This window comes from Microbacterium sp. C-MGS6 (assembly GCF_058140415.1).
Genome location: NZ_CM176934.1, coordinates 2,222,844 through 2,249,161, shown reverse-complemented (window position 1 = coordinate 2,249,161; position 26,318 = coordinate 2,222,844). Strand labels below are relative to the sequence as shown.

21 protein-coding genes are annotated in these 26,318 nt (G+C 70.0%); 16 read left to right on the top strand and 5 right to left on the bottom strand.

The window, feature by feature from the left end; translation table 11 throughout:
• Positions 1 to 35: 35 nt before the first annotated feature.
• The gene (locus tag AC3B5L_RS10975; RefSeq protein WP_025105105.1) at positions 36 to 848 is read right to left on the bottom strand and encodes a ParA family protein; all 813 of its coding nucleotides are present in this window, start codon (positions 846 to 848) and stop codon (positions 36 to 38) included.
• A gap of 92 nt (positions 849 to 940) precedes the next feature.
• On the opposite strand from AC3B5L_RS10975, the gene AC3B5L_RS10970 reads away from it, so the two are divergent.
• The 3 genes from AC3B5L_RS10970 to def all read left to right on the top strand — a co-directional run bounded on the left by AC3B5L_RS10970 (position 941) and on the right by def (position 6,452).
• Complete coding sequence (locus AC3B5L_RS10970; protein ID WP_259955284.1) at positions 941 to 4,348, top strand: pyruvate carboxylase; 3,408 nt, start codon at positions 941 to 943, stop codon at positions 4,346 to 4,348.
• Between the two features lie 65 nt (positions 4,349 to 4,413).
• The gene (locus AC3B5L_RS10965) at positions 4,414 to 5,961 is read left to right on the top strand and encodes a MinD/ParA family ATP-binding protein (protein WP_259955286.1); all 1,548 of its coding nucleotides are present in this window, start codon (positions 4,414 to 4,416) and stop codon (positions 5,959 to 5,961) included.
• Positions 5,961 to 6,452 (top strand): peptide deformylase, encoded by a 492-nt coding sequence (def, locus tag AC3B5L_RS10960; protein WP_187661806.1) that lies wholly within the window; start codon positions 5,961 to 5,963, stop codon positions 6,450 to 6,452. The genes AC3B5L_RS10965 and def overlap by 1 nt, the downstream gene beginning before the upstream one ends.
• Positions 6,453 to 6,543: 91 nt before the next feature.
• Here the strand turns inward: def and AC3B5L_RS10955 are convergent, their stop codons facing one another.
• Positions 6,544 to 8,376 carry an AMP-dependent synthetase/ligase gene (locus tag AC3B5L_RS10955; RefSeq protein WP_187661805.1) on the bottom strand — a complete coding sequence of 611 codons (1,833 nt, stop codon included), beginning with the start codon at positions 8,374 to 8,376 and terminating at the stop codon, positions 6,544 to 6,546.
• Between the two features lie 151 nt (positions 8,377 to 8,527).
• On the opposite strand from AC3B5L_RS10955, the gene AC3B5L_RS10950 reads away from it, so the two are divergent.
• Together AC3B5L_RS10950 and AC3B5L_RS10945 are read left to right on the top strand one after the other, a co-directional pair.
• Positions 8,528 to 9,217: a lysophospholipid acyltransferase family protein gene (locus AC3B5L_RS10950; protein WP_187664181.1), complete on the top strand. Its 690-nt coding sequence runs from the start codon at positions 8,528 to 8,530 to the stop codon at positions 9,215 to 9,217.
• A gap of 46 nt (positions 9,218 to 9,263) precedes the next feature.
• Positions 9,264 to 10,604, top strand: coding sequence for a class II 3-deoxy-7-phosphoheptulonate synthase (locus AC3B5L_RS10945; protein WP_187661804.1), 1,341 nt, complete (start codon positions 9,264 to 9,266; stop codon positions 10,602 to 10,604).
• A gap of 60 nt (positions 10,605 to 10,664) precedes the next feature.
• Here AC3B5L_RS10945 and pknB read toward each other — a convergent pair whose 3' ends face one another.
• Positions 10,665 to 12,620, bottom strand: coding sequence for a Stk1 family PASTA domain-containing Ser/Thr kinase (pknB, locus tag AC3B5L_RS10940; RefSeq protein WP_490095741.1), 1,956 nt, complete (start codon positions 12,618 to 12,620; stop codon positions 10,665 to 10,667).
• A gap of 76 nt (positions 12,621 to 12,696) precedes the next feature.
• Positions 12,697 to 13,839, bottom strand: a complete 1,143-nt coding sequence (locus AC3B5L_RS10935; RefSeq protein ID WP_259955140.1) for a LysM peptidoglycan-binding domain-containing protein — start codon at positions 13,837 to 13,839, stop codon at positions 12,697 to 12,699.
• A 129-nt stretch (positions 13,840 to 13,968) separates the two neighbouring features.
• Between AC3B5L_RS10935 and AC3B5L_RS10930 the strand changes: the two genes are divergently transcribed.
• Complete coding sequence (locus tag AC3B5L_RS10930) at positions 13,969 to 14,325, top strand: Rv2175c family DNA-binding protein (protein ID WP_327036728.1); 357 nt, start codon at positions 13,969 to 13,971, stop codon at positions 14,323 to 14,325.
• 9 nt (positions 14,326 to 14,334) lie between these two features.
• Here AC3B5L_RS10930 and AC3B5L_RS10925 read toward each other — a convergent pair whose 3' ends face one another.
• Entirely contained in the window at positions 14,335 to 15,360 is a 1,026-nt protein-coding gene (locus AC3B5L_RS10925) for a polyprenyl synthetase family protein (protein ID WP_259955158.1), read from the bottom strand.
• Positions 15,361 to 15,522: 162 nt separating this feature from the next.
• Between AC3B5L_RS10925 and AC3B5L_RS10920 the strand changes: the two genes are divergently transcribed.
• The 10 genes from AC3B5L_RS10920 to AC3B5L_RS10875 all read left to right on the top strand — a co-directional run bounded on the left by AC3B5L_RS10920 (position 15,523) and on the right by AC3B5L_RS10875 (position 26,313).
• Complete coding sequence (locus AC3B5L_RS10920) at positions 15,523 to 15,897, top strand: SCO2097 family morphological protein (protein WP_187661800.1); 375 nt, start codon at positions 15,523 to 15,525, stop codon at positions 15,895 to 15,897.
• A 262-nt stretch (positions 15,898 to 16,159) separates the two neighbouring features.
• Entirely contained in the window at positions 16,160 to 16,591 is a 432-nt protein-coding gene (gene mraZ / locus AC3B5L_RS10915; protein ID WP_025105095.1) for a division/cell wall cluster transcriptional repressor MraZ, read from the top strand.
• A 103-nt stretch (positions 16,592 to 16,694) separates the two neighbouring features.
• The gene (rsmH, locus tag AC3B5L_RS10910; RefSeq protein WP_259955141.1) at positions 16,695 to 17,633 is read left to right on the top strand and encodes a 16S rRNA (cytosine(1402)-N(4))-methyltransferase RsmH; all 939 of its coding nucleotides are present in this window, start codon (positions 16,695 to 16,697) and stop codon (positions 17,631 to 17,633) included.
• Positions 17,630 to 18,202, top strand: a complete 573-nt coding sequence (ftsL, locus tag AC3B5L_RS10905) for a cell division protein FtsL (protein WP_187661799.1) — start codon at positions 17,630 to 17,632, stop codon at positions 18,200 to 18,202. The genes rsmH and ftsL overlap by 4 nt, the downstream gene beginning before the upstream one ends.
• A gap of 26 nt (positions 18,203 to 18,228) precedes the next feature.
• Positions 18,229 to 19,998, top strand: coding sequence for a peptidoglycan D,D-transpeptidase FtsI family protein (locus tag AC3B5L_RS10900; protein WP_259955145.1), 1,770 nt, complete (start codon positions 18,229 to 18,231; stop codon positions 19,996 to 19,998).
• Positions 19,999 to 20,025: 27 nt separating this feature from the next.
• Positions 20,026 to 21,438 carry a UDP-N-acetylmuramoyl-tripeptide--D-alanyl-D-alanine ligase gene (locus AC3B5L_RS10895; RefSeq protein ID WP_187661797.1) on the top strand — a complete coding sequence of 471 codons (1,413 nt, stop codon included), beginning with the start codon at positions 20,026 to 20,028 and terminating at the stop codon, positions 21,436 to 21,438.
• Positions 21,435 to 22,541, top strand: a complete 1,107-nt coding sequence (mraY, locus tag AC3B5L_RS10890; RefSeq protein WP_025105090.1) for a phospho-N-acetylmuramoyl-pentapeptide-transferase — start codon at positions 21,435 to 21,437, stop codon at positions 22,539 to 22,541. The genes AC3B5L_RS10895 and mraY overlap by 4 nt, the downstream gene beginning before the upstream one ends.
• Positions 22,531 to 24,066: a UDP-N-acetylmuramoyl-L-alanine--D-glutamate ligase gene (gene murD, locus AC3B5L_RS10885; protein ID WP_187661796.1), complete on the top strand. Its 1,536-nt coding sequence runs from the start codon at positions 22,531 to 22,533 to the stop codon at positions 24,064 to 24,066. Before mraY ends, murD begins: the two co-directional genes overlap by 11 nt.
• Positions 24,035 to 25,240, top strand: coding sequence for a putative lipid II flippase FtsW (gene ftsW / locus AC3B5L_RS10880; protein WP_187661795.1), 1,206 nt, complete (start codon positions 24,035 to 24,037; stop codon positions 25,238 to 25,240). The genes murD and ftsW overlap by 32 nt, the downstream gene beginning before the upstream one ends.
• On the top strand, positions 25,237 to 26,313 hold the full coding sequence (locus tag AC3B5L_RS10875) for a UDP-N-acetylglucosamine--N-acetylmuramyl-(pentapeptide) pyrophosphoryl-undecaprenol N-acetylglucosamine transferase (protein WP_187661794.1): 1,077 nt from the start codon (positions 25,237 to 25,239) through the stop codon (positions 26,311 to 26,313). The genes ftsW and AC3B5L_RS10875 overlap by 4 nt, the downstream gene beginning before the upstream one ends.
• Positions 26,314 to 26,318 lie beyond the last annotated feature (5 nt).

The window sequence follows — 26,318 nt, the reverse complement described above, 5'->3', positions numbered from 1 at the left end:
CTCGAAGAGGATGGCCGTTTCGTCGTTCCGCGGTGTCAGCTCTGCGGTCCGTTCTCCGGAACGGGGACGCGACCCGTGCGGATGATGCGGTCGAGGAGCTGGTCGAAGTCCGCGGCGAGCTCCTGAGCGGAGTCGCCGGGCCAGATGTGCAGCGGTTTCGCGGCGCCCTGCGCCTGCTGCAGCGAGGTGCGCTCCGGAAGCTGCGGCGAGAGCACGAGGGGGCCGAACATGTCTCGCAGCTCCTTGATGCGGAACTGGTGCTCGATCGACTGCGGGCGCACGCGGTTGACCACGATGCCCAGCGGCTGGAGGCGCGGTGAGAGACCGCGGCGGATCTCCTCGATCGCGCGCAGGGCACGGTCCGCGGCGGCCACGGAGAAGAGGCCGGGCTCGGTGACGACCATGACGCGGTCGCTCGCGGCCCACGCGGTGCGGGTGAGGGCGTTCAGTGACGGCGCGCAGTCGATGAGCACGAGGTCGTAGTCCGCCTCGACCGCTGCGAGCGCCTCCTCGAGCTTCCACACATCGCGGACGCTCGGGTGCGGGCCGTCGAAGTTGATGGCGGACGGGCTTCCGATCAGCACGTCGATCGTGCCGGGGTGGACCTTCGCCCAGCCGCTGGAGGTGATCGCCTGGCGGACGGTCTTCTCCTTCGGGTTCGCCAGCACATCGGCGATGTTGAGTCGTCCGGCGACCTGGATGTCCATCCCGGTGGAGACGTCGGACTGCGGGTCGAGGTCGACGACGAGCGTCCGGACACCCCGGGCGAAAGCCGCGGAGGCCAGCCCGAGTGTCACGGTCGTCTTGCCGACGCCCCCCTTGAGAGAGCTGACGCTGAGTACGTGCACGGACTCCACGTTACCTTCCCCTAGGCTGGGGGAACACTCAGCCCCGCCCCATGTGCGTGCCTCGGCCGTGCATCGAGCTCTCAGAGGTGTGCATGTTCCAGAAGATCCTTGTGGCGAATCGTGGCGAGATCGCGATCCGGGCATTCCGAGCGGCCGTGGAGGTGGGGGCGCGCACCGTCGCCGTCTTCCCGCACGAGGACCGCGGCTCGGTCCACCGGCTCAAGGCCGACGAGGCGTACGAGATCGGCGAGCGGGGCCATCCCGTCCGCGCCTACCTGGACGTCGACGAGATCATCCGCGTGGCCACCGAGTCGGGTGCCGACGCGATCTACCCCGGCTACGGCTTCCTCTCGGAGAACCCGGAGCTCGCGGAGAAGGCCGCCGCCCACGGCATCGTCTTCATCGGTCCTCCCGCGAAGGTGCTGGAGATGGCCGGCAACAAGGTCGAGGCCAAGCGGCACGCGGTCGAGGCGGGCGTCCCCGTGCTCCGGTCGACCGAGGCCTCCGACGACGTCGACGCGCTCGTCGCCCAGGCGGAGGAGATCGGCTTCCCCCTCTTCGCCAAGGCCGTCGCCGGTGGTGGCGGCCGCGGCATGCGACGCGTCGAGACGCTCGGCGACCTCGGACCGGCCCTCGCCGAGGCGATGCGGGAGGCCGGCAGCGCCTTCGGCGACCCCCGGATGTTCCTGGAGCAGGCCGTCGTGCGCCCGCGGCACATCGAGGTGCAGATCCTCGCGGACAAGACCGGTGAGACGGTGCACCTGTTCGAGCGGGATTGCTCCGTGCAGCGGCGGCATCAGAAGGTCGTCGAGATCGCTCCCGCCCCCAACCTCGATGACGACGTGCGCCGGGCCCTGCACGGCTATGCCGTCGCCTTCGCCCGCTCCATCGGCTACGAGAACGCCGGCACCGTCGAGTTCTTGCTGGAGACGGCGGGGGAGCGCGCGGGAGAGGTCGTCTTCATCGAGATGAACCCCCGCATCCAGGTCGAGCACACGGTGACCGAGGAGGTCACCGACGTCGATCTCGTGCAGAGCCAGATGCGCATCGCCGCGGGGCAGACCCTCGCCGATCTCGGGTTGCAGCAGGAGAACCTGCACCTGCGGGGTGCCGCGCTGCAGTGCCGCATCACCACGGAGGACCCGACGCAGGGCTTCCGTCCCGACACCGGGAAGATCACCACCTACCGCTCGCCCGGCGGTGCCGGGATCCGGCTCGACGGCGGCACCGTGCACCAGGGTGCCCAGATCAGCCCGCACTTCGACTCGATGCTCGCGAAGCTGACCTGCCGCGGCCGCGACTTCCCGGCCGCCGTGGCCCGCGCGCGCCGTGCCCTCGCCGAGTTCCGCATCCGCGGCGTCTCCACGAACATCCCCTTCCTCCAGGCGCTGCTCGATGACGAGGCCTTCATCCGCGGCGACGTCAGCACGTCCTTCATCGACGAGCGCCCGGAGCTGCTCCGCGGTCGCGCCTCGAAGGACCGCGGCACGAAGATCCTCAACTGGCTCGTGGACGTGACGGTGAACAAGCCGCACGGTGCGCACCCCGGCGTCATCGACCCCGCGACCAAGCTCCCGCCGATCGACCTCAGCACGGAGCCGGCTCCCGGCTCCCGGCAGCGGCTGCTCGAGGTGGGCCCCGAGGAGTTCGTCCGCGGCCTGCGCGCGCAGACCGCCCTCGCGATCACCGACACGACCTTCCGCGACGCGCACCAGTCGCTGCTCGCGACCAGGGTCCGCACGAAGGACCTCGTCGCCGCCGCCCCGTACCTCGCCCGTCTCACCCCGGAGCTGCTGTCGGTCGAGGCCTGGGGTGGCGCCACGTACGATGTCGCGCTGCGCTTCCTCGGCGAGGACCCGTGGGAGCGGCTCGACAAGTTGCGTGCCGCCCTCCCGAACGTCGCCATCCAGATGCTCCTGCGCGGCCGGAACACGGTCGGCTACACGCCGTACCCGACCGCGGTGACCGAGGCCTTCGTGGCGGAGGCGGCGGCAAGCGGCGTCGACATCTTCCGGATCTTCGACGCGCTGAACGACGTGGAGCAGATGCGGCCGGCGATCGAGGCGGTCCGCGCCACGGGGACCGCCGTCGCCGAGGTGGCGCTCTGCTACACCGGGGACCTGCTGGACCCGGCAGAGGAGCTCTACACCCTCGACTACTACCTGAAGCTGGCGGATCAGATCGTCGCGGCCGGCGCGCACATCCTGGCGATCAAGGACATGGCGGGCCTGCTCCGCCCCGCTGCGGCCGCGACGCTCGTCTCGGCGCTCCGTGAGCGCTTCGACCTTCCTGTGCACCTGCACACCCACGACACCCCCGGCGGGCAGCTCGCGACCCTGCTCGCCGCCAGCGCCGCCGGCGTGGATGCGGTGGACGCCGCCTCGGCGCCGCTGTCGGGCACGACGAGTCAGCCGTCGCTGTCGTCACTCGTCGCCGCCCTCGCCCACACGGAGCGGGACAGCGGGATCTCGCTCGCGGCCGTCTCCGATCTGGAGCCCTACTGGGAGGCGGTGCGTCGCCAGTACGCGCCGTTCGAGTCGGGGCTCCCGGGACCCACCGGCCGCGTGTACCACCACGAGATCCCGGGCGGGCAGCTGTCGAACCTCCGACAGCAGGCTAAGGCCCTCGGGCTCGCCGACGACTTCGAGCTCATCGAGGACATGTACGCCGCGGCCGACCGCATCCTCGGACGCGTGCCGAAGGTCACCCCGTCGTCGAAGGTGGTGGGCGATCTCGCCCTGCATCTCGCCGCGGTGAAGGCCGACCCTGCGGACTTCGAGGCGAACCCGGAGAAGTACGACGTGCCCGACTCCGTGGTCGGCTTCATGGCGGGTGAGCTCGGCGACCTCCCCGGAGGCTGGCCCGAGCCGTTCCGGTCCAAGGTGCTCGCCGGTCGTTCCGTGCGGACCGGGCTCACGGCTCTCACCGACCAGGACGAGGCCGAGCTGGCGGGGACGAGCGCGCAACGACGCTCCCGCCTGAACACTCTGCTCTTCCCGGCTCCGGCGGCCGAGTTCGCCGAACGACGGGAGCAGTACGGCGACCTGTCCGTGCTGGACACCGGCGACTACCTGTACGGGCTGGTCCCCGGCCAGGAGCACCTCATCGAGATCGATCGCGGCGTCCAGCTCTACGTCGGGCTCGAGGCGATCGGCGAGGCCGACGACAAGGGCATGCGGACGGTGATGACCACGCTGAACGGTCAGCTCCGCCCGGTGTTCGTGCGGGACCGCTCCATCTCGGTCGATGCGCACGAGGTCGAGAAAGCCGACACGTCCGTCCCCGGCCAGGTGGCGGCGCCGTTCTCCGGCGTGGTCACCCTCAAGGCCGAGGTGGGAGCGACGGTGCGCGCGGGCGAGCCGGTCGCGTCGATCGAGGCGATGAAGATGGAGGCCGCCATCACCGCCCCCGTGGACGGGGTCGTGGAGCGGCACGCCATCTCCGAGACGCAGCAGGTGGACGCGGGCGATCTTTTGGTCGTGATCCGACCGGCGCACTAATCTTGTGCGGGCGAGGCCGCGCACCCTGGGCGCATCCCGAGGCCCGCACAGGTTGGGAGTGACACGTGACCGCGAAGAACAACGCCGACCCCGAGGACAGTCCGCTGGGGGTGCTCGACGACGCCGCATCCGTCGACACCGCCGGCATCGGCATCCTCGGCGGAACCGCGCAGGTGCGGGTGACCCTGCCGGCGGAGGAGGATGACGACCTCGCCGACGACGGTGTCGTGGACGGGGAGGTCGGCATCGACCTCATCGTCGACGACCTCACCCTCCCCGCGGCGCCGAAGCCCGTCCTCGATGCTCCGCGACTCGACGACGTGATCGACGCCGTCGTGGTGGAGGCGCCCGCGGCGGAGGAGCCCGTGGTGGAGGAGCCCGTGGTGGCGGATTCCGTGCCGGAGGAGCCCGTGCCGGCTGCCGAGCCCGCGGCTGACCTGGTCGCGGAGGAGGAGGAGGCGGCCGCCCGCTTCCTCGCGAAGGCCGGCGCCGACCGTGCGGCGGTCCCGGCCGCGAAACCGGCGCGTGCCCCGCAGGCGCCCGTGCAGAAGGAGACCACGATGCCCGAAGCCGACGACAAGCCCGTCGCATCCGCGCCCGCACGTCCGGCGCCCCGGACCGACGTGGCCCTCACCGCGAAGCGTCTGGGGGAGCTGGGCGAGTCCGCCCGCGAGTCCGCAGATCTCCTCACCTCCGATCGGCTCCTCGACCCGCACCGCGTGGCCAAGCCGGAACCCGAGGGCGGGTGGAGCCACCTGCTCTACACACTGTCCGGGCGCCGGCTGAACATCGGCGACGGCCGTCGCGCGCGCGAGCGCAAGGAGCTCACGGCGCGGATCGCCGCTCCGCTCGCCGGCGGTGCTCGGTTCGTGCCGGTGCTCTCGCGGAAGGGCGGCGTGGGCAAGACCACGGTCACCGCGCTCCTCGGCATGGCCCTCGCTGACGCGAGGGAGGACCGCGTCATCGCCGTGGACGCGAACCCCGACCGCGGAACGCTCGCCGACCGGGTGCAGCGCGCGCAGCATGGCAAGTCCGTGCGCGACCTCGTCCGCATCCGGGACGACGTGCGCGGGTTCCACGACATCTCCGCGATCGTGGCACGGGATGCGACGCGCCTCGACGTGCTCGCCTCGGACGCCGACCCGCGTGTCGCCGAGGCCTTCAGCGACGACGACTATCGCGACGTGGCCGATGTGGCCGCGCACTACTACTCCCTCGTCCTCACCGACACCGGCACGGGGATCGTCCACTCGGTGATGTCGGCGACCCTCGACCTCGCCGACCAGATCGTCATCGTCTCCGGACTCAGCGTCGACGAGGCGCGGCTGGCGTCCGAGACCCTCACGTGGCTGGAGTCCAACGGGTACGCGCAGCAGGCGCGCGACGCCATCGTGGTGCTCAACCAGTCCACGCCCGGGACGCCGCTCGTGCGGCTGGGTGAGCTCCAGGCGCACTTCGCGTCGCGGGCCCGCAGCGTCGTGCGCGTGCCGTACGACCCGCAGATCGCCGCGGGCGGGACGATCGTCTTCGCGAACCTCCTCCCCGAGACGCGGAAGGCGGCGCGGGAACTCGCGGCGCTCCTCGTCGAGGGCCTCCGGGCGAAGGCCGCCTGATGACGGTTCGCGAGATCCGCATCTTCGGCGACCCGGTCCTGCGGACGGTGTGCGCACCCATCGAGGAGATCGACGACGGCGTGCGTGCGCTCGTCACGGATCTCCTGGAGACCGTCGAGCTCCCGGGCCGCGCCGGCGTGGCCGCGCCGCAGATCGGCGTCGCGCTCCGCGCCTTCAGCTACAACGTCGACGGCGAGATCGGCTACGTGCTGAACCCCGTGCTGACCGAGGTCCGCGGCGAGCCCGAGCCGACGGGGGAGGGTTGCCTGTCGGTGCCGGGACTCTGGCACGACGCCCAGCGCCATCCCTGGGCCCGCGTCGAGGGGATCGACCTCGATGGACAGCCGGTGGTGCTCGAGGGGGACGGGCTGCTCGCGCAGGCGCTCCAGCACGAGACCGACCACCTCGACGGCAAGCTCTTCCTCTCCCGGCTCGACCCCGAGACCCGGAAGGTCGCGATGCGCGAGGTTCGCGAGAGCTCCTGGTTCTAGCCGCCGACCCACCCCTTCACGTACGAACCGGCCCCTTGCGCACGAGCGCAAGGGGCCGGTTCGGTCAGAAGGGGGTGGGTCGACGCGCGGGTCAGCCGCCGATGGCGACGTTGGTCGTGGCGACGGGCTCGTCGTAGATCGCGGAGATCTCGTCGGCGAAGTCGTTCATGATGATGTTCCGCTTGATCGACAGCTTCGGGGTGAGGTGGCCGGAGGCCTCCGTCCACTCCGAGTCCAGGATCGTGAACTTGCGGATGGACTCGGCGCGCGACACCCGCTCGTTCGCCGCGTCCACCGCACGCTGCACCTCGGCACGGACCTGCGCGTTCGTCGAGGCCTCCGCGAGGGTCATCTTCTCGTCGAGGCCGTTGTTCGCGAGCCAGGTCGGCAGCATCTCGGGGTCGAGGGTGACGAGGGCCGAGATGAACGGGCGCTGGTCCCCGACGACGACGACCTGCCCGACGATGGGGTTCGCGCGGATCGGGTCCTCGAGTGCGGCCGGAGCGACGTTCTTGCCACCCGCCGTGACGATGATCTCCTTCTTGCGCCCCGTGATCGTGAGGAAGCCGTCGGCGTCGAAGCTGCCGATGTCGCCGGTGTGGAACCAGCCGCCGTCGCTGAACGCCTCGGCGGTGGCCTCCGGGTTGTTCCAGTACTCCTTGAAGACGTTGATGCCGCGCACCTCGATCTCGCCGTCGTCGGCCAGACGCACCCCGACGCCGGGAAGGGCGGGACCGACCGTGCCGATCTTCGACTTCGAGGCGAGGTTCACCGTCGCGGGCGCCGTGGTCTCGGTCAGGCCGTACCCCTCGAGGATCACCACGCCGAGGCTGTGGAAGAAGTGACCGAGGCGCGCGCCGAGGGGAGCGGAGCCCGACACCGCGTAGACGACGTTGCCGCCCATGGCCTCGCGGAGCTTGGAGTAGACGAGCTTGTTGAAGAGCGCGAACTTGAGCTTCGTCCCGAACGGGATTTTCTTGCCCTCCTCGAGCAGCCGGGAGTGCTCGATCGCCACGTCGGCGGCGGCGCGGAAGATCTTGCCCTTGCCGCCCGCCTCGGCCTTCTGCTCGGCGGAGTTGTAGACCTTCTCGAACACGCGGGGGACCGCGAGGAGGAAGGTGGGCTTGAACGAGCCGAGGGCAGGGAGCAGCTGACGCGTGTCGGGCTGGTGGCCGGTGCGCACCCCCGCGTGCACGTTGAGGATGGAGATGAAGCGGGCGAACACGTGCGCGGTCGTGATGAACAGCAGCGTGGACGAGCCGGGCGTCTGCACGACCTCGTCGAGCGCCTTGGCGGAGTTGCGGGACAGCTCGACGAAGTTGCTGTGGGTGAGCACGCAGCCCTTCGGTCGTCCGGTGGAGCCCGAGGTGTAGATGAGGGTCGCGATGTCGGAGCCGACGGCGAGGCCGCGGCGACGCTGGATCTCCTCATCCGAGACGGATGCCCCCTGCGCGGTGAGCGTGTCGATCGCGCCCAGGTGCAGCTGCCAGACCTCTCGGAGGAGCGGAAGGTCGCCGCGCACCTCGTCGACGCGGGCGAAGTGCTCCGGTGACTCGACGAGGAGGGCGATCGCGCCCGAGTCCTCGAGGATCCACTGGATCTGCGACGGCGAGCTCGTCTCGTAGATCGGCACCATCACGGCACCGGCATAGAAGAGCGCGAAGTCGACGAGGCTCCACTCGTACGTGGTGCGGGCGAGGAAGCCCACCTTCTCGCCGGGCTGGATGCCGGCAGCGGCGAACCCCTTCGCCAGCGCGATGACCGCGGTCTCGAAGTCGGCGGCGGTGATGTCGCGCCATCCGTCGCCCTGCGGGACGGAGAACAGCGCCCGGTCGGGAGTCGCCTCCACACGCTTCGCAAGCAGGTCGGCGACGTTCGCGTCGGGATCGGCGGGGACGATCGCGGGGACTTCAAACTGGACCACGGCAGCTCCTTCGGTACCGGTCGGGCACGGGCGTTGGTCCGAGTCTAGGGCATGGCACCCGGTCGCGGTCAGGGTGGAACTCAGTCGCTTTGCGGGTCGTCCGACGAGGAACATGAGGGCGATCCGCGTCGCGGCGCTAGACTTCACCTCGATGTTCTACTGGCTGATGAAGTACGTCGTGATCGGCCCTGTGGTCAAGGCCGTGTTCCGTCCCTGGATCGTGGGGCGGAAGAACGTGCCCGCGACCGGGGCGGCGATCCTCGCCAGCAACCACCTCTCCTTCGCGGACTCGATCTTCCTTCCGCTCGTGATCGATCGGTCGATGTCGTTCCTCGCGAAGAGCGACTACTTCACCGGACGAGGCCTCAAGGGCTGGTCCACCCGCTTCTTCATGAAGGCGACGGGTCAGATCCCCATCGACCGCTCCGGGGGCAAGGCGTCCGAGGCCTCCCTCAACACCGGCCTCCAGGTGCTCGGGGGCGGCGACCTGCTGGGCATCTACCCCGAGGGCACGCGCAGCCCCGACGGCAAGCTCTACCGCGGCCGCACCGGCATCGCCCGGATGGCGCTCGAAGCCAAGGTCCCGGTCATCCCGGTCATCATGGTCGACACCGACACCGCCATGCCCATCGGCCGCCGTATCCCGCGGGTCATGCGGGTCGGGATCGTCATCGGCGAGCCGCTGGACTTCTCCCGCTATGCGGGCATGGAGAACGACCGCTACATCCTCCGGTCCGTCACGGACGAGATCATGGTGGCCCTCCAGCGCCTCGGTCAGCAGGAGTACGAGGACGTCTACGCGTCCACGGTCAAGGACCGTCTTCCGACGCGCGTCACATAGGCCCCCGGCGCGTCTCGGCGGTGGTGCCGCCCACTAGGCTGGACGCATGCTTCCGCACCACATCGACGCCCTTGATGCCTGGCGCTCGCTTCCCATCAAGCAGCAGCCGCAGTGGCCAGACGCCGACCGCGTCGCCGACGTCTCCCGGCAGATCTCGAGCCTTCCGCCGCTGGTCTTCGCCGGTGAGGTCGACAACCTCCGCGACCGTCTCGCCAGGGCGGCCTCCGGGGAGGCCTTCCTGCTGCAGGGCGGCGACTGCGCCGAGACCTTCGCCGGGGCCACGGCCGAGCAGATCCGCAACCGCATCAAGACGGTGCTGCAGATGGCCGTCGTGCTCACCTACGGCGCGTCCATGCCGGTCGTCAAGATGGGGCGCATGGCCGGGCAGTTCGCCAAGCCGCGCTCCAGCGACACCGAGACGCGCGGCGAGGTCACCCTGCCGGCGTACCGCGGCGACATCGTGAACGGCTACGACTTCACCGAGGGCTCCCGTCAGGCCGACCCCGGTCGACTGCTGCAGGGCTACCACACCGCCGCTTCCACGCTGAACCTCATCCGGGCGTTCACGCAGGGTGGCTTCGCGGACCTCCGCGAGGTGCACTCCTGGAACAAGGGCTTCGCGCAGAACCCGGCGAACCAGCGGTACGAGCGCATGGCCGCCGAGATCGATCGTGCGATCAAGTTCATGGAGGCCGCCGGCGCCGACTTCGACGAGCTCAAGCGCGTCGAGTTCTTCACCGGTCACGAGGGTCTGCTCATGGATTACGAGCGCCCGATGACGCGGATCGACTCGCGGACGGACACCCCGTACAACACCTCCGCCCACTTCCTGTGGATCGGGGAGCGCACCCGCGAGCTCGACGGCGCGCACGTCGACTACTTCTCGAAGATCCGGAACCCGATCGGCGTGAAGCTGGGCCCCACCACCACGCCGGAGACGGCACTGGCACTCATCGACAAGCTCGACCCGGAGCGCGAGCCCGGCCGACTGACCTTCATCACGCGTATGGGCGCCGGCCGCATCCGCGATGCGCTGCCCCCGCTGCTGGAGGCGGTCCGCGAGTCGGGTGCCCAGCCGCTCTGGGTCACCGACCCCATGCACGGCAACGGCATCACGACGCCGACCGGGTACAAGACGCGTCGCTTCGACGACGTCGTCGACGAGGTCCGCGGCTTCTTCGAGGCGCACCGGGCGGTCGGCACGTTCCCCGGCGGCATCCACGTCGAACTGACCGGCGACGACGTCACCGAGTGCCTGGGCGGATCGGAGCAGATCGACGAGGCGGCCCTGGGGACCCGCTACGAGAGCCTGTGCGACCCGCGCCTGAACCACATGCAGTCCCTGGAGCTGGCGTTCCTGGTGGCCGAGGAGCTCGAGAAGCGCTGAGCCACGGGCGGACGCACGAAGGGGCCGGAACGATGTTCCGGCCCCTTCGTCGTGTCGGCGTCAGCCGGCGAAGCTCATGGTGAGCGTGATGCTCGCGCCCTTCCGCTGCGGTTCGGATGGGCTGTACGACTCCACGCGCGTGTTCTCGTTCGCGAGGAGGTCCCACACGGAGTCCGGCAGACCCGTGCTGCTCGTGTAGCTCCAGGTGAATCCGGCGTCTCGCAAGGCGCCGGTGGCCTCGTCGCGCGTCATCCCGGAGACATCCGGCACATCGAACAGCGGTGGGCCCTGCGAGACGATCAGCTGGATCGTCTCGCCAGGACGCCAGGATCCTTCGTCGGTGCGGTCCGCGTACCCGATGACCCGGTCCTTGCCGATGGAATCGCTCGGGCGGTAGATGTTCTCCTCCGCCACCTTGAGGCCTTTGCCGGTGAGCGTCTCGGTCGCCTGCTTGACGGTCATGTCCGTGACGTCGGGCACCGGCCCGCGCGACACCTGGATCGTGGCGGTGTCCTTCTCGTGGACGGTGCAGCCCTCATCGCAGCCGAAGGCATCGCCGCCGTCACGGGGAGTGATGCGGACGTTGATGACCGATCCGGCCGCGGCGTCGGTGAAGTACTCCTCGTCGTCGGTGATCTCGAGGTTCGCCGCCTGCAACGCGGCCCGGACGTCCTCGGCAGGCTGTCCGGCCACAGGGGCGAGGTCGTGGGAGGCGGGGCCGGCGGACACGACGACGGCGACGGTGGTGCCCTTGTCGATCCTGGTGCCCTCGCCGGGGTCCGTCTCGATGACGATGCCCTTCTCGACGTCGACGGAGAACTCGTCGCGTTGGGCGGGTTCGAAGCCGGCTTCCGTGAGGTCTGCCGCCGCCTCGTCGTACGTCTGGCCCGCCACGGCGGGCACCGCGATCAGCGAGCCGGGACCGGAGCCGAACCACCAGCCCACGCCGCCGGCGAGGACGGCGAGCAGGAGGACGAGGGAGAGGAGGAACGTGCCACGGGCACGGCGCTTGGCGGCCCGCCGCCGGAGGATGGTGGCATTGTCGATCCCGGGGGAGGTGGCCGTCGCCGGTTCCGGCAGGAGCATGGTGCCCGGCATGACCTTGGTGAGGTCGCCGGAGTCGGCCTGATCCCGGGAGGCGCCGGTGGTCCGGGTCACGGCGGGGGCGACACCGATCTCGCGCTCGATCTCCCGCAGGCGCTCCAGCATCTGCTGAGCGTCGTCCGGACGCTCGTCCGGGGACTTCTCGGTGGCCCACAGCACGAGCTCGTCGAGCTGCTCGGGCACCGACGGATTGCGGACGCTGGGTCGGGGGACCGACTCGGTGGCGTGCTGGAACGCGATCTGCATCGGCTGCTCGCCCTTGTAGGGCTGCTCGCCGACGAGCATCTCGTAGAGCATGATGCCGAGCGCGTAGATGTCGCTGCGGGCGTCGGCGGTACCGCGGGTGACGAGCTCCGGCGCGAGGTACGCGATCGTCCCGAGGAGCTGCTGCCCGGTGGCGGTGTTCGCGGTGGTGGCTCTCGCGAGTCCGAAGTCGCCGATCTTGATACGGCCGTCCTCCGCGAGCAGGACGTTCTCCGGCTTGACGTCGCGGTGGACGATGCCCGCCCGATGCGCGGCGGACAGCCCGGCGAGAACGGCATCCATGATCGTGATCGTCTGAGCGACCGTGAGGCGCTTCTGCTCTCGGAGGAGCTCACGCAGAGTGATCCCGGGCAGGTACTCCATGACGAGGTAGGCGAGTTCGCCGTCCTGGCCCTGATCGAAGACGTTGACGACGTGCGGGTCGGCGAGGCGGGCCGCGGCGCGGGCCTCCTGGATGAACCGGCTCTGGAACGCGGAGTCGTCACTGAGGTGCGCGTGCATGACCTTCAAGGCGATGCGGCGCTCCAGGCGGAGGTCGGTGGCTACGTAGACCGTGGCCATGCCGCCGCGGGCGATCCGCGCACGCACGCGGTACCGACCGTCGACAAGCCGCCCGATGAGGGGGTCGGCCTGATGATTGGTCGTCACGACAGAAGTCTATGGACGAATGGCTGAAAGCCCCGGGAACGCCTCACCCCTCGGGTCATCCGGATTTCCGGCGGCCTCACCCGTGCTGGGCGAGCCATGCGTACGCCTGGGCCTCCCACTGCCCGTAGCGATCGGGGTAGGCGGAGATCTGCACGGCCTGCGCCGCGTCGGTGAAGGGCAGCGACTCCCAGCCCGCGATGTCGAGCAGTCCGCGGGTGGTGTGCCCGTTCGGGTCGCCCGTGCCGCCGTAGAAGACCCGCGTGCTCCGCTCCGCGTCCATGATCTGCGCCGGGGTGCCCCAGCCGGTGCTCGGGCGCTGCTGGAAGATACCGAGCGAGTCGCGATCCCCCCAGTCCAGGTTGCGGAGATCCGACTCCACCATGCCGGTGGCGAGGGCGATGGCGATCCCGCGGTCGGAGACTCCGAGTTCGCGGCCCACGCGGATGATGAGCGCGGCGTTGGCAGCCTGCTCGGCCGTCAGGGTCGCACTGCGCTGTCCGGTCGGCGCAGCGGCGGGCTTCGGGGCAGGCGCCTGCACGGCGAGGCGCTGACCCGGGTAGATGATCGACGACGGGCCGAGGCCGTTCCAGGCGAAGAGGGACTGCGTGGTGGTCCCGTACCGCTGAGCGATCGAGAACAGCGTCTCGCCCGCGGCGACGGTGTGGGCGGTGCCGCCGCTCTGCGGGGGCGTCGCGGGTGCCGCCGCGGGTGTGGCCGCGGGTGTCGGAGGGGAAGCGGAAGCCGCGCCTCCGGATACGACGATCTTCTGTCCCGGGTAGATGATGGCGCCGTCGGGAAGGCCGTTGGCGGCGAGGATCGCGCCGACCGAGGTGGCGTACTTCCGGGCGATGCCGAAGACGGTGTCGCCCGCCACGACCGTGTGGGTCTTCGTCGCCGCAGGCACCGACGTGGGCGCCGGCGCGGGTGCCGAGGCCGGGGCGCGCAGATGCAGGTTCTGCCCCGGATAGATGACCGAGCGCCAGGAGAGGCCGTTCCAGCCGAGGACGTCAGCGGTGCGCAGTCCGTGACGACCGGCGATGCCGGCGACCGTGTCCCCCGGCTGCACGACGTGCGAGGGCGGGATGTTCTGCGTCGGTGCGACGCGCACCGGAGCGATCCGATGCCGTTCGTGCGGCGCGACCGGCGGTGCGGGCGCGGCGGCGGGTGTCGCCGTCAGAGTGGCGGCGAGGGCGCCGGCCACGGCTGTCTGAAGGATCACGTCAGCCCCCTTTTCGAGCACTTCACGCTGACACGGATGTATAGAGATGTCAACAGAAGTGACAGGTGTGACGAATGTGACGGAAGTGATGGATATGCGCGTCGGGGGCCGAGGTGAGATAGTGGCAACGTGTCTGAGAACGTCGCTGCAACCCCTGACGCCGCCCTCGAGTGGCTGACCATGCCCGACCTCGTCGAGGTGCTCGGCGAGCCCCTCGGCCGCGTGCGTCGTCTGATCGACGAGCACTACCTCGTCGGCTCGCGGCGCAGCGGCGTCTTCGCCGTTCCTGCGGTGTTCATCGTGGACGGCGAGCCGCTGAGCTCCCTGCGCGGGACGATCATCGTCCTGCAGGATGCCGGCTTCTCCGATGACGAACTGATCGACTGGCTGCTCGCCGAGGACGAGACCCTCGGGCGTTCCCCGATCGCCTCTCTGCTCGCCGGGCACAAGAGCGAGGTCCGTCGGCTCGCGCGCACCCTCGCCTGAGCGACCCGTTCAGGAGGAGCGCACGGTCGCCGCTCGGCCGAGATCGCGGAGCTCGCCGACCGCGGCGTCCTCGAGCCGGGCTCCGGAGAGCGCGCGATCGGCCTCTCCGGCGTAGTCGGCGATCATCGTCTCGACCCGTTCGAGGGCTCCGGTCCCGGCGATCGTCTCCTGCAGGAACGAGACCTGCGACGCCGTCAGGTCGGGGTCGCCGAGCATCTCGTCGAGCACCCGCCGGGCGGGTGTGTCCAGCTTCTCCCTGGTGAGCGCGATGAGGACGGTCCGCTTGCCCTCTCGGAGGTCGTCGCCCGCGGGCTTGCCGGTGACGGCGGCATCGCCGAACACACCGAGCACGTCGTCACGCAACTGGAAGGCGAGGCCGAGAGGGTGACCGAAGCGGCGCAGCGCCTCGGTCTGCCCGACGTCGGCGCCGGCGAGGCTCGCTCCCAGGATGAGCGGCTGCTCGATGCTGTAGCGCGCCGACTTCAGCGAGGCCACGCGCAGCGCGCGCTCCGCATGCTCGCGGTCATCGCTGACGCTCCACGCCGACTCCTCGGCGATGTCGAGGAACTGTCCGGTCGTGACATCGCGACGCATGCGCGCGTACTCGGCGCGCACGGTCCGCGCCGCGCCGTGACCGTCGAGCGCCGACTCCAGGAGGTCGTCGCTCCACGCCACGAGGAGATCGCCGAGCAGCACGGAACCGGCGCGCCCGAAGGCAGCGGCGTCGCCCCACCATCCGGCGGAGCGGTGGGAGGCCTCGAGCGCCCGGTGCGCCGCGGGACGGCCCCGGCGGGTGTCGGAGTTGTCGATCAGGTCGTCGTGCACGAGAGCGGCGGACTGGAAGATCTCCAGCGCCGCGCAGAGGTCCCACAGGGCGTCGTCCTCGACGGCGAGACGGTCACGGAACCGGGAGACGGCGCGCCACCCTGCGTGGCAGAAGCGGGCGCGCAGCCTCTTCCCTCCGGAGAGGGTGTCGGACGCCGCATCGAGGAAGGCGGCGGCGTCGTCGCCGTACCCCGCCGACTCCGCTCGCATGCGGTCGAGGAACAGGTCCAGTCGCGCGGCCACGGCGTCGGCGACGGAGGGGGAGGGGGACGGCACGACTCCCAGCATACGTAAAGGATGAGACGCCCGAACCGCTAGCCCCGGGCGCCGCTCGCGCGTAGACTGGAGGGCACCATACCCGAGGGGGACGAGATGCCACTCTCCGAACAGGAGCAACGTCTGCTCGACGAGATGGAACGCCATCTCCTGCACAATGACGCCGACGTCGTGAGCGCGCCGTCGGGCGATCGCACGCTCAGCTATCGCAATCTCGTCTACGGTGCTCTGCTCCTGCTGGCCGGCGTCGGCGGACTGGTCGTCGGTGTCATCCTCGGAGATATCTGGGGCATCGTCGTCGGGGTCATCGGTTTCGCGGCCATGCTCGGCGGCGTCATGCTGGCCGTCACCCCTGTCCGACGGTCCGGACCGGCAGAGCCCCGGACCCGCACCGCTCCGAAGCGGCAGGACTCCTCCTCCTTCATGGACCGCATGAACGATCGATGGGATCGGCGCCAGGACGGCCACTGACCTCCTCCCTTCCTCTCCACCACGAAGCCCGGATGCTGAGCATCCGGGCTTTTTCGTGCCTGTTGGGCATCCGGTCCCCACCGGCCCTCCACCGGCCCTCCACTGGAGCTCCACCTCGCTCCCCCGCGGAATGTCGCGGAAGTAGGGCGAGGTCCGCGGAAGCACAGGGACGATACCCTGGATTCGTCGTAGGAATGTGGAGGAAAGTGGAGTAAAGTGGGGCGCACCTCGAGTTGGCCGGACGGAGAGGGGGTGATGGCCGATGCTGCTGGGCACGCACTCACCGAAGCTGGACGACAAGGGACGGGTCATCCTTCCCGCGAAGTTTCGCGAGGACCTGGGCGGCGGCATCGTCGTCACCCGGGGCCAGGAGCGCTGCCTCTACGTCTTCAGCACGGCCGAGTTCGAGGCGATGCACGAGCGGATCCGTCAGGCCCCGCTCGCCAACAAGCAGGCGCGTGACTTCATGCGCATGTTCCTCTCCGGTGCCAGTGCGGAGATGCCCGACAGCCAGAACCGCATCACCATCCCCGCCCACCTGCGTCAGTACGCGGGTCTTCAGAAGGAGCTCATCGTGACCGGAGTCGGCGCCCACGCCGAGATCTGGGACGCGGAGAGCTGGAACGCGTACCTCGCCGCCGGCGAGGAGTCCTACGCCGAGCTGGAGCAGGAGGTGATTCCGGGACTGTTCTGACCACGGCTGTGATGCCCCGCCGCTCCCGCCCCGACACACTTCCCCGGTGCCGGGTCGAGATGCGGAGGGGGATCAGAGCCGAAGGTCGGACCCGAGAGAGATCATGAACCTCCGCGACATCCACACCCCCGTCCTGCTCGACCGCTGCGTCGAGCTCCTCGCACCTGCCCTCCAGGACGACGGCGCCGTGCTCGTCGATGCCACGCTCGGGATGGGCGGGCACTCGGAGGCGCTGCTCGAGCGGTTCCCCGGCATCCGTCTGATCGGTCTCGACCGTGACACCGACGCGTTGAAGATCGCGGGGGAGCGGCTCGCTCGGTTCCGCGATCGCGTGACCCTCGTCCACACCGTCTACGACGAGATCGGCCTGCACGCGCAAGGGGCGGCCGGAATCCTGTTCGACCTGGGCGTCTCGTCGCTCCAGCTCGATGAGGCCGAACGCGGCTTCGCCTACTCGAAGGACGCTCCGCTCGACATGCGGATGGACCAGACGAAGGGCATCACCGCCGCCGAGGTCATCGCCACCTACAGCGAGGGCAACCTGCGGCGCATCTTCGAGCGGTACGGAGAGGAGAAGCTCTCCGGACGGTATGCGCGCTTCATCATCGACGCCCGTCAGAAGCAGCCGATCACGCGATCGGGCGAACTCGTCGACATCCTCGTGGCCGCCACCCCCGCGGCCGCGCAGCGATCCGGGCACCCGGCGAAGCGCGTGTTCCAGGCCCTCCGGATCGAGGTCAACGCCGAGCTGAACGTCCTCGCGGACGCGATCCCCGCCGCGATGGACGCACTCGCGGTCGGAGGCCGCATCGTCGTGATGTCGTACCAGTCCCTCGAGGACCGGCTGGTCAAGCAGGCCTTCGCGGCCGCCTCCTCCTCGACGGCGCCCGCCGGGCTGCCGGTCGAGCTGCCGGAGCACGCCCCCCGATTCCGCATCCTCACCAAGGGTGCGGAACTCGCCGATGACGAAGAGCGCGCACGCAACCCGCGTGCGATACCGGTGCGCCTGCGCGCCGCCGAGAAGGTGCGGGAGAGCGCATGAGCATGAACGCAGTCCGCAAGCCGACCCTGCCGCTGCAGCCGGTCGCTCCGGAGACGACGCCCGAGCGGCGCCTGCGACCGGTGACGGCGCCCGCACGGCGCCGCAAGCCGAAGCTCGCCTACGCGCTCGTCGCGCTGGGCGGCGCCCTGGCCATCGGTGCGGGGCAGGTCGGGCTCTCGCTGGCCATCACACAGGACTCGTTCACCCTCGCCGGGCTCACGTCCCAGCAGCGCGAACTCGACCTCCGGACCGACGCGCTGCAGGAGGAGCTGACGGGGCTGAGTTCCCCGCAGGTGCTCGCGAGCAGCGCCGCCGACCTCGGCATGGTCGTGGCGGGCGCCCCGTCCTACCTCCGTCTCAGCGACGGCGCCGTCTTCGGGACGGGCGCCGGGGCGGAAGGGGTCTCCACGATCGATCCCAACGGGAAGGCGGCCGTCGGCAACGTCCTCGTCACGGAGGAGACCCCGCCGGCGGAGAACGCCGGGGACGACGCGACCGGCGGTACACCGCCCGCGCAGGACCTGCCGCCCGCCATCACCGACGGCCTGCCCAGCCCCACGACGCACTGACCATCCCCGATCGACGGAGAGATCCCATGACGACACGAGCCACGCGCGGACCGCGGCGACGCACCGTCGTCGCACTGGCGGTCATCCTTTCGATCCTGGTGGCGTTCGTCGTCCGCCTCATCGACATCCAGGTGGTGAGCGCCGACGAGCACGTCAACCAATCCCTCGAGCACATCGGCGACGGCTCGACGATCCCCGGACAGCGGGGATCCATCGTCGACGCCGAGGGCACGGTCCTCGCGTCGAGCGTGATGGTCTACGACGCGCAGCTCAGTCCTCAGGTCATCAGGCTCACGGAGGAGAAGGATCCTGCGCTGCCCTGGGCCGAGGCCTCCGAGAAGATCGCCGCGATCACGGGGGTACCGGGAGACGAGATCCGCAAACGCGTCTCCGATGCCCTCGCCGAGAACCCGAACAGCCAGTACGCACCCCTGAAGACGGGGCTCAACACCGAGCAGTTCATCGCGCTCCGCGACCTCGGCCTGGGGTCGTACCTCGCCCTGACGCCGCGCGAGACCCGGGTCTATCCCAACGGCGCGGTCGCCGGGAACGTGCTGGGCTTCCTCGACAACACCGGGGAAGCCAAGGCCGGCGTCGAGCAGCTCGAGGAATCGTGCCTCGCGCCGATCGATGGGGAGAAGACGTATCGCAAGGGCAAGGACGGCGTCGTGATCCCGGGGAGCGAGTCGGTCACCGATGCCGTCGACGGCGGCACCGTGCAGCTCACGATCAACAGCGACCTGCAGTGGTACCTCCAGCAGATGATCGGCGAGGAGGCCCAGAAGCAGGGCGCGAAGGGCGGAACCGTCACGGTCGTCGAGGTGGGCACCGGCAAGATCCGCGCCGCGGCCGAATGGCCGGCCATGGACCCGAACGACCTGGACTCCTCGACTCCGGAGACCCGCTACAGCCAGATCTTCCACCGCGACTTCGAGCCCGGTTCGACGTTCAAGGCGATCACCGCGGCGGCGGCGATGGAGGGTGCGGGCCTCACCCCGCTCAGCACCGTGACGGCCTCCTCGCGCGAGACCTTCCCGAACGGCGCCGTGGTCAACGACGCGTTCAGCCACCCGGCCTACAACTACACGCTCGCGGGCGGACTGATCGACTCCTCCAACACCGCGCTGTCGAAGTTCGGCACGATGGTCGCCCCCGAGGTCCGCTACGACTACCTGCAGCGCTTCGGGGTCGGGCAGAAGACCCTGGACTTCCCCTCCGAAGTGGGAGGCATCCTGCACCCGGTGAGCGACTGGGACAGCCAGTCCCTCTACACGACGACGTTCGGCCAGTACTTCACGGTGACGGCCCCGCAGCTCGCCGGCGCGTACCAGGCCATCGCCAACGGCGGGGAGAAGATCGACCTGTCGATGGTGGAGTCCTGCACGGCGCCCGACGGGACGGTCACGGAGACGCCGAAGCCGAAGCACGAGCAGATCGTGAAGGAGCAGACCGCCGCCGATCTGACCCGCATGCTCGAGAACGTCGCCGTGCAGGGCGGGAACGCCGATCGCATCCAGGTTCCCGGATACCGCGTGACCAGCAAGACCGGTACCGCGCAGGTCTCGGACGGCAAGGGCGGCTACAAGGCAGGCGTGTACTACACGAGCATGGTGGGCTTCGCGCCCGTCGACGACCCGCAGTACGTCGTCGTGGTCACCCTCGACGAGCCGACTAAGGTTGTATCGTCCGCGGCCACCGCTTCCGCCTTCCAGAAGGCGATGACGCAGGTGATGAAGACCTATCGCGTGATGCCGTCCTCTGTCCCGATGGACGCGCTCCTCCCCAAGTTCGGATAGCCGGCGAGAGCCGCGCATGGAGATGACATGATCGCCCTGACGCTCGCTGAGATCGCCGCCGCCATCGGTGGTGAACTGCGCGTGGCCGGAGAGCACACGCCGGAGACGGTGGTCGACGGGATCGTCGACACCGATTCGCGCACCATGGAGGCCGGGTCGATCTTCGTCGCCAAGCCCGGCGCCGAGACCGACGGGCACCGCTTCGTCGGTGCCGCCGCCGAAGCCGGTGCGGTCCTGGCGATCGTCGAGCACCCCGTCGACGTCGATGTCTCGCAGATCGTCGTGTCCGATGCCGTGGTCGCCCTCGGCGAGCTGGCGCGCGAGGTCGTGGCGCGCGTGCGCGCCGGGGGGAACCTGCGCATCGTCGGCATCACCGGCTCGAACGGCAAGACGACCACCAAGAACTTCCTCGCCCGCATCCTCGAGGACGAGGGCGAGACCGTCGCCCCGGTGAAGTCCTTCAACAACGAGGTCGGCGCCCCGGTGACGATGCTCCGCGTCACGCACGACACCCGATTCCTGGTGAGCGAGTTCGGGGCCGCCGCGCCGGGCAGCATCGCGCGGCTCGCCGGTCTCGTCGAGCCGGACCTGGTGGTCGTGCTGATGGTCGGCATGGCGCACGCGGGCGGCTTCGGCGGCATCGAGGCCACGGCGAAGGCCAAGTCCGAGCTCGTCGCCGCGGCCCGCGTGCCCGGCATCGCCGTGCTCAACGCGGACGACGCCCGGGTGTGGGCGATGCGCGAGCTCGCGGAGAGCCGCGGCCTCCGGGTCGTCGGCTTCGGCCAGTCGGCTGCGGCTGTCGTGCACGCGCGGGAGATCGAGGTCTCGGCCTCCGGCACGCAGTGCGTGATCGAGGTCGCAGGGGAGCGGCTGCCACTGCGCCTGCGCGTCCTCGGCGCCCACCACGTCAGCAACGCCCTCGCCGCGATCACCGCCGCCGTCGAGCTCGGCGTGGCCCCGGCCGATGCCGTCTCCCGGTTGGAGACCGTCGAGATCGCCGAGCGGTGGCGCATGCAGCCGCTGGGCAACGACCGCGTCCGCATCATCAACGACGCGTACAACGCCAGTCCCGACTCGATGGCGGCCGCCCTGCGGACCCTCGCCCAGATCACCGGCCCCGACGAGCGCACGGTCGCCGTCCTCGGCGCGATGAGCGAGCTCGGCGAGAGCGCAGGGGAGGAGCACGATCGCATCGGCCTCCTCGCCGTGCGTCTCAACATCCGACGCATCGTCGTCGTCGGCCCGGAGGCACGGCGGCTCTACCTCGCCGCCGTCGGCGAGGGGTCATGGGACAGCGAAGCCGTGCATCTGCCGGACCAGGACGCTGCGTTCGAGTACCTCCGTACCGAGCTGCGTGACGGAGACCGGGTCCTGGTGAAGTCGTCCAACTCCGTGGGCCTCCGGCATCTCGGCGATCGTCTGGGAGAATTGTTCTCGTGAGGTCCCTCATCATGGCGGCGGCCATCTCGCTCGCCTTCACTCTCTTCCTGACTCCCGTCTTCCTCCGGCTCTTCCGCAAGTGGGGCTGGGGGCAGGTCATCCGTACCCCGGAGGCTGCGGGCAACCCGAGCCACGAGGCGAAGCGCGGCACCCCGACCATGGGTGGTGTCATCTTCATCCTCGGCTCGATCGTGGGCTACTTCACCGGGGTCCTCGTCAGCGGCGAGACGCCGGCGCTGTCCGCCATCCTGGTGATCTGGCTCATGGTCGGCTTCGGTGTGGTCGGATTCATCGACGACTACATGAAGGTGCGCAGCCAGCGCAGCCTCGGGCTGTCGGGGTGGCGGAAGGTGATCGGTCAGCTCATCGTCGTGATCCCCTTCGGCATCGTGGCACTGAACTTCCCGAACAAGTGGGGGCAGACGCCGGCCAGTGCGTCGATCTCCCTCTTCCGGGACATCACCTGGCTGAACCTCTTCGCGTTCGGCGTCATCCTGGGCTGGATCCTCTACCTCGCCTGGATCTCGATCATCGGGGTCGCGACCTCCAACAGCGTCAACCTCACCGACGGCCTCGACGGCCTCGCCGCCGGCGCGGGCGTGATCGTCGTCGGCGCCTACAGCCTCATCGCGTTCTGGCAGTTCAAGCAGCCCTGCATCGGCGGTGATCCGGGCTCGCTCGGCGGCTGTTACGAGGTGCGCGACCCGTTCAACCTCGCCATCATCTCGGCCTCTTTCGCCGCCAGCCTCATCGGGTTCCTGTGGTGGAACGCGCCCAAGGCGAAGGTGTTCATGGGAGACGTGGGCTCGATGGCCATCGGTGGCGTCATCACCGCGATGGCGGTCATGACCCGCACCGAACTGCTGCTCCTCATCATCGCCGGCGTCTTCGTGCTCGCCTCCGGATCCGTGATCCTGCAGCGCGCCTACTTCAAGATCACCCGCGGCAAGCGGCTGTTCCTGATGAGCCCGTTCCACCACCACCTCGAGATGCGGGGCTGGTCGGAGGTCACCATCGTGGTGCGCATGTGGATCATCGCGGGTCTTCTCGCGGTGTCGGCCGTCGGGCTCTTCTACGTCGAATGGCTGACCCGTGTCGGCTGAGCGTCTGGCCGGGCTGACGAGCTGGCACGCAGACTGGAGCGGCCTGCGCGTCGCCGTCCTCGGCCTCTCCATGACCGGCTTCTCCGTGGCCGACACCCTCGCCGAGCTCGGTGCCGACGTCCTCGTGCTCAGCGAGTCCGCGGAGGAGGAGTACGCCCGCCTGCTCCCCGTCATCGGTGCCCGGTTGGAGCTCGGTCCGCTGGACGCCGTGCCCGAGGCGCTGAGGGCGTTCGGGCCCGAGGTCGTCATCGCGTCCCCTGGCTTCGCCCCGGCGCACCCGGTCATCCGTTGGGTTCAGGACGAGGGCATTGCGCTCTGGGGTGACGTCGAGCTCGCCTGGCGGGTGCGCGACAAGGTCCTCCGCGCGGACGGCACGCCGGCGGACTGGGTGCTCATCACCGGGACCAACGGCAAGACGACGACGACCCAGCTCACGGCGACGCTGCTCGTCGCCGGTGGCCTGCGCGCCGCGCCGTGCGGCAACATCGGCGTCCCCGTGCTCGACGCGGTCCGCGACCCCGCCGGCTTCGACGTGCTCGTCGTCGAGCTCTCCAGCCACCAGCTCTGGTACCTCGGACTGTCGCGTTCGGAGGGGGAGCTGTTCCCGCACGCCGCAGTCTGCCTGAACCTCGCCGACGATCATCTCGTCTGGCATGGCAGCGCTCAGGCTTACCGGGACGCGAAGGCGCTGGTGTACCGCAACACGCGGGTCGCCTGCGTCTACAACAAGGCCGACGAGGCGACGCGCCGGATGGTCGAGGAGGCCGACGTCGTCGAGGGCGCCCGCGCCATCGGCTTCGATCTCGGCATCCCCGGCCCGAGCGATCTCGGCGTCGTGGAGGGGCTGCTCGTCGACCGGGCGTTCCTCGACGATCGAGCCCGCAGCGCCCTGGAACTGACCACGGTCGCCGACCTGGAGGCCGCAGGGCTGTCGGCACCGCACATCGTTCAGAACATCCTGGCCGCCAGTGCCCTCGCCCGTTCTCTCGGGGTCGAGCCCGAGGCCATCCACGGGGCGCTGCAGACCTTCCGCCTGGACGCGCACCGCATCGAGGTGGTCGCGCGCCACGCCGGCATCACCTGGGTCGACGACTCCAAGGCGACGAACCCGCACGCGGCCGCGTCGTCACTGCGCGCGTACCCCGGTGCGGTGTGGGTCGTCGGCGGTGATCTCAAGGGCGTCGACATCGCCGATCTCGTCGCGGACGCGGGCTCCACCGCGCGCGCGGCGGTCGTCATCGGAGCGGACCGCACAGCCGTCGTCGCGGCATTCGAGCGACACGCGCCGACGGTGCCGGTCTTCGAGGTCGAAGCTGGCGACACTGGACAGGTCATGAACCGCGTCGTGGAGATCGCGGCGGGGATCGTCGACGGGGAGGGCACTGTGCTCCTCGCTCCCGCCGCCGCGTCCTTCGACCAGTTCTCCAGCTATGCGGATCGCGGCCACCGCTTCGCCGAAGCGGTGCGGGAGTGGATCGATCGGGGGAGCGCCGATGACGCAGGTGGCTCGCCCTCCGCGGTCTGAGTCGGGTGGCCTCGCCGCGCGGGTCTCGCTCGGACGCCGGTTCACCCCGGTGTCGACCGAGTTCCTGCTGATCGCGTCGACCGCCCTGCTCCTGACGATCTTCGGTCTCGTGATGGTGCTGTCCGCGACGAGCGCGACGGCGGTGGCCAAGGCGCAGAACCCGTTGGACGGCGCTCTCCGGCAAGGTGTGTTCGCCCTGCTCGGTATCCCGATGATGTTCCTCATCAGCCGCTTCCCTGTGGCGTTCCTCAAGCGAATGGCCTGGCCGGCGCTGTTCGGAGCCATCGCCCTCCAGCTCCTCGTGTTCACACCGCTCGGCATCGCCGACGGCGGAAACCGGAACTGGATCCAGGTGGCGGGTTTCCAGATGCAGCCGTCCGAGTTCCTCAAGCTGGCCCTCGCCCTGTGGATCGCCGCGGTCCTGCTGCGCAAGCAGACCATGCTCGGGACCTGGCATCACGTCTTCATCCCCGTGATCCCGGTCGGGGCGCTGGCCATCGGCACCGTCCTCGCCGGCAAGGACCTCGGGACCGCGATGGTGATGGTCCTCATCCTGCTCGGCTGTCTCTTCTTCTCGGGCGTGAAGCTGCGCCTCTTCATCATCCCGATGATCCTGGGCGTGGTCGCGGTGCTCGCCTACGCGCTCTCCAGCGAGGACCGCATGCGTCGCATCACCGCGACGTGCGATGACATGGCGCTGTACTACACCGACTGCTACCAGTCGATCCATGGCATCTGGGGCATGGCCTCCGGCGGGATCTTCGGACTCGGCCTCGGCAACTCCCAGGAGAAGTACGGCTGGCTCCCCGCCGCGGGCAACGACTTCATCTTCGCGATCGTCGGCGAGGAGCTCGGGCTGATCGGCTGCATCGTCGTCCTCGCCCTGTTCACGTTCTTCACGGTCGGTGCGTTCCATGTGATCCGTAAGACGTCGGATCCCTTCATCCGCGTCGCCGCGGGTGGGATCACGGTCTGGATCGTCGGTCAGGCCGTCCTGAACGTCGGCGTCGTCATCGGCGTGTTCCCGGTGATGGGTGTGCCCCTGCCGTTCATGTCCCAGGGGGGAACGGCACTCTTCGCCGTGCTCGTCGCCTGCGGCGTCCTGCTGGCCTTCGCGCGGACCATCCCGGTCGCCGAGAAGCAGTCAGCCGAGCGGGGTAGGGTCGCGAGGTGACTTCGTACCTCCTCGCCGGCGGTGGCACCGCCGGCCATGTCAATCCGTTGCTCGCGGTCGCCGATGCGCTGCGTGAGCGTGACCCGTCGGCGACGATCCTCGTGCTCGGCACGGCGGAGGGCCTGGAGTCCCGTCTCGTCCCCGAGCGTGGTTACGAGCTGCTCATCGTCGACAAGGTGCCGTTCCCGCGGCGCCCGAACGCGCAGGCCGCCGCGTTCCCCGCGCGGTTCCGCCGGGCGATCGCCCAGGTGCGTGCGCACATCCGGCAGCACGGGATCGACATCGTGGTGGGCTTCGGCGGCTACGCCTCCGCACCCGCCTACGTCGCCGCGCGTCGCGAGCGCGTGCCCTTCGTCGTCCACGAGGCCAATGCGAAGCCCGGGCTGGCGAACGTGCTCGGTGCCCGTGCGGCCGCGGGTGTGGGAGTCGCGTTCGCCGGGACGCCGCTCCGCGGGAGCGAGGTGGTCGGCATGCCGCTGCGGCGCGAGGTCATCACGCTCGACCGGGCGGCTCGACGCGCCGAGGCCGCCGAGTACTTCGGGCTCGACGCCGATCGTCCTGTCCTTCTCGTCTTCGGCGGCTCGCTCGGAGCGCAGCGGTTGAACGACGCCCTGGCGGACTCCTGGCGCGACATCCTCGCCGCCGGTTGGCAGCTGCTGCATGTCACCGGGGAGCGCAGCGACCTGCCGGATCCTGGAGTGCCCGGGTACGCCCTCCGCCGGTACATCGACCGCATGGACCTCGCGTTCGCGCTGGCCGATCTCATCGTGTCGCGTTCGGGGTCGGCCACCGTGAGCGAGATCAGCGCGCTCGGGATTCCCGCGCTGTACGTGCCGTACTCGGTGGGCAACGGAGAGCAGCGGTTGAACGCAGGATCCGCCGTGGCCGCCGGTGCCGCTCAGCTCCTCGATGACGCGACCTTCGACGGCGATGCGGTCCGACGTATCGTGGTGCCGCTGCTCGGCGACCGTGACCGCATCCGGCGGATGGCGGAGGCGGCGGAGACCGCGGGCACCCGCACCGGCACCGAGAACGTCGTCGCGATGATCGACCGTGCCCTCGGTGCGGCGTGACGCCG

What these genes read in the sequence shown, in the direction of transcription:
- AC3B5L_RS10950 (WP_187664181.1), top strand. Translation starts at nt 8,528, where the DNA reads ATGTTCTACTGGCTGATGAAGTACGTCGTGATCGGCCCTGTGGTCAAG.
- ftsW (WP_187661795.1), top strand. Translation starts at nt 24,035, where the DNA reads ATGACGCAGGTGGCTCGCCCTCCGCGGTCTGAGTCGGGTGGCCTCGCC.
- mraZ (WP_025105095.1), top strand. Translation starts at nt 16,160, where the DNA reads ATGCTGCTGGGCACGCACTCACCGAAGCTGGACGACAAGGGACGGGTC.
- AC3B5L_RS10920 (WP_187661800.1), top strand. Translation starts at nt 15,523, where the DNA reads ATGCCACTCTCCGAACAGGAGCAACGTCTGCTCGACGAGATGGAACGC.
- AC3B5L_RS10900 (WP_259955145.1), top strand. Translation starts at nt 18,229, where the DNA reads ATGACGACACGAGCCACGCGCGGACCGCGGCGACGCACCGTCGTCGCA.
- AC3B5L_RS10970 (WP_259955284.1), top strand. Translation starts at nt 941, where the DNA reads ATGTTCCAGAAGATCCTTGTGGCGAATCGTGGCGAGATCGCGATCCGG.
- AC3B5L_RS10945 (WP_187661804.1), top strand. Translation starts at nt 9,264, where the DNA reads ATGCTTCCGCACCACATCGACGCCCTTGATGCCTGGCGCTCGCTTCCC.
- ftsL (WP_187661799.1), top strand. Translation starts at nt 17,630, where the DNA reads ATGAGCATGAACGCAGTCCGCAAGCCGACCCTGCCGCTGCAGCCGGTC.
- AC3B5L_RS10925 (WP_259955158.1), bottom strand. Translation starts at nt 15,360, where the DNA reads ATGCGAGCGGAGTCGGCGGGGTACGGCGACGACGCCGCCGCCTTCCTC.
- rsmH (WP_259955141.1), top strand. Translation starts at nt 16,695, where the DNA reads ATGAACCTCCGCGACATCCACACCCCCGTCCTGCTCGACCGCTGCGTC.
- AC3B5L_RS10895 (WP_187661797.1), top strand. Translation starts at nt 20,026, where the DNA reads ATGATCGCCCTGACGCTCGCTGAGATCGCCGCCGCCATCGGTGGTGAA.
- def (WP_187661806.1), top strand. Translation starts at nt 5,961, where the DNA reads ATGACGGTTCGCGAGATCCGCATCTTCGGCGACCCGGTCCTGCGGACG.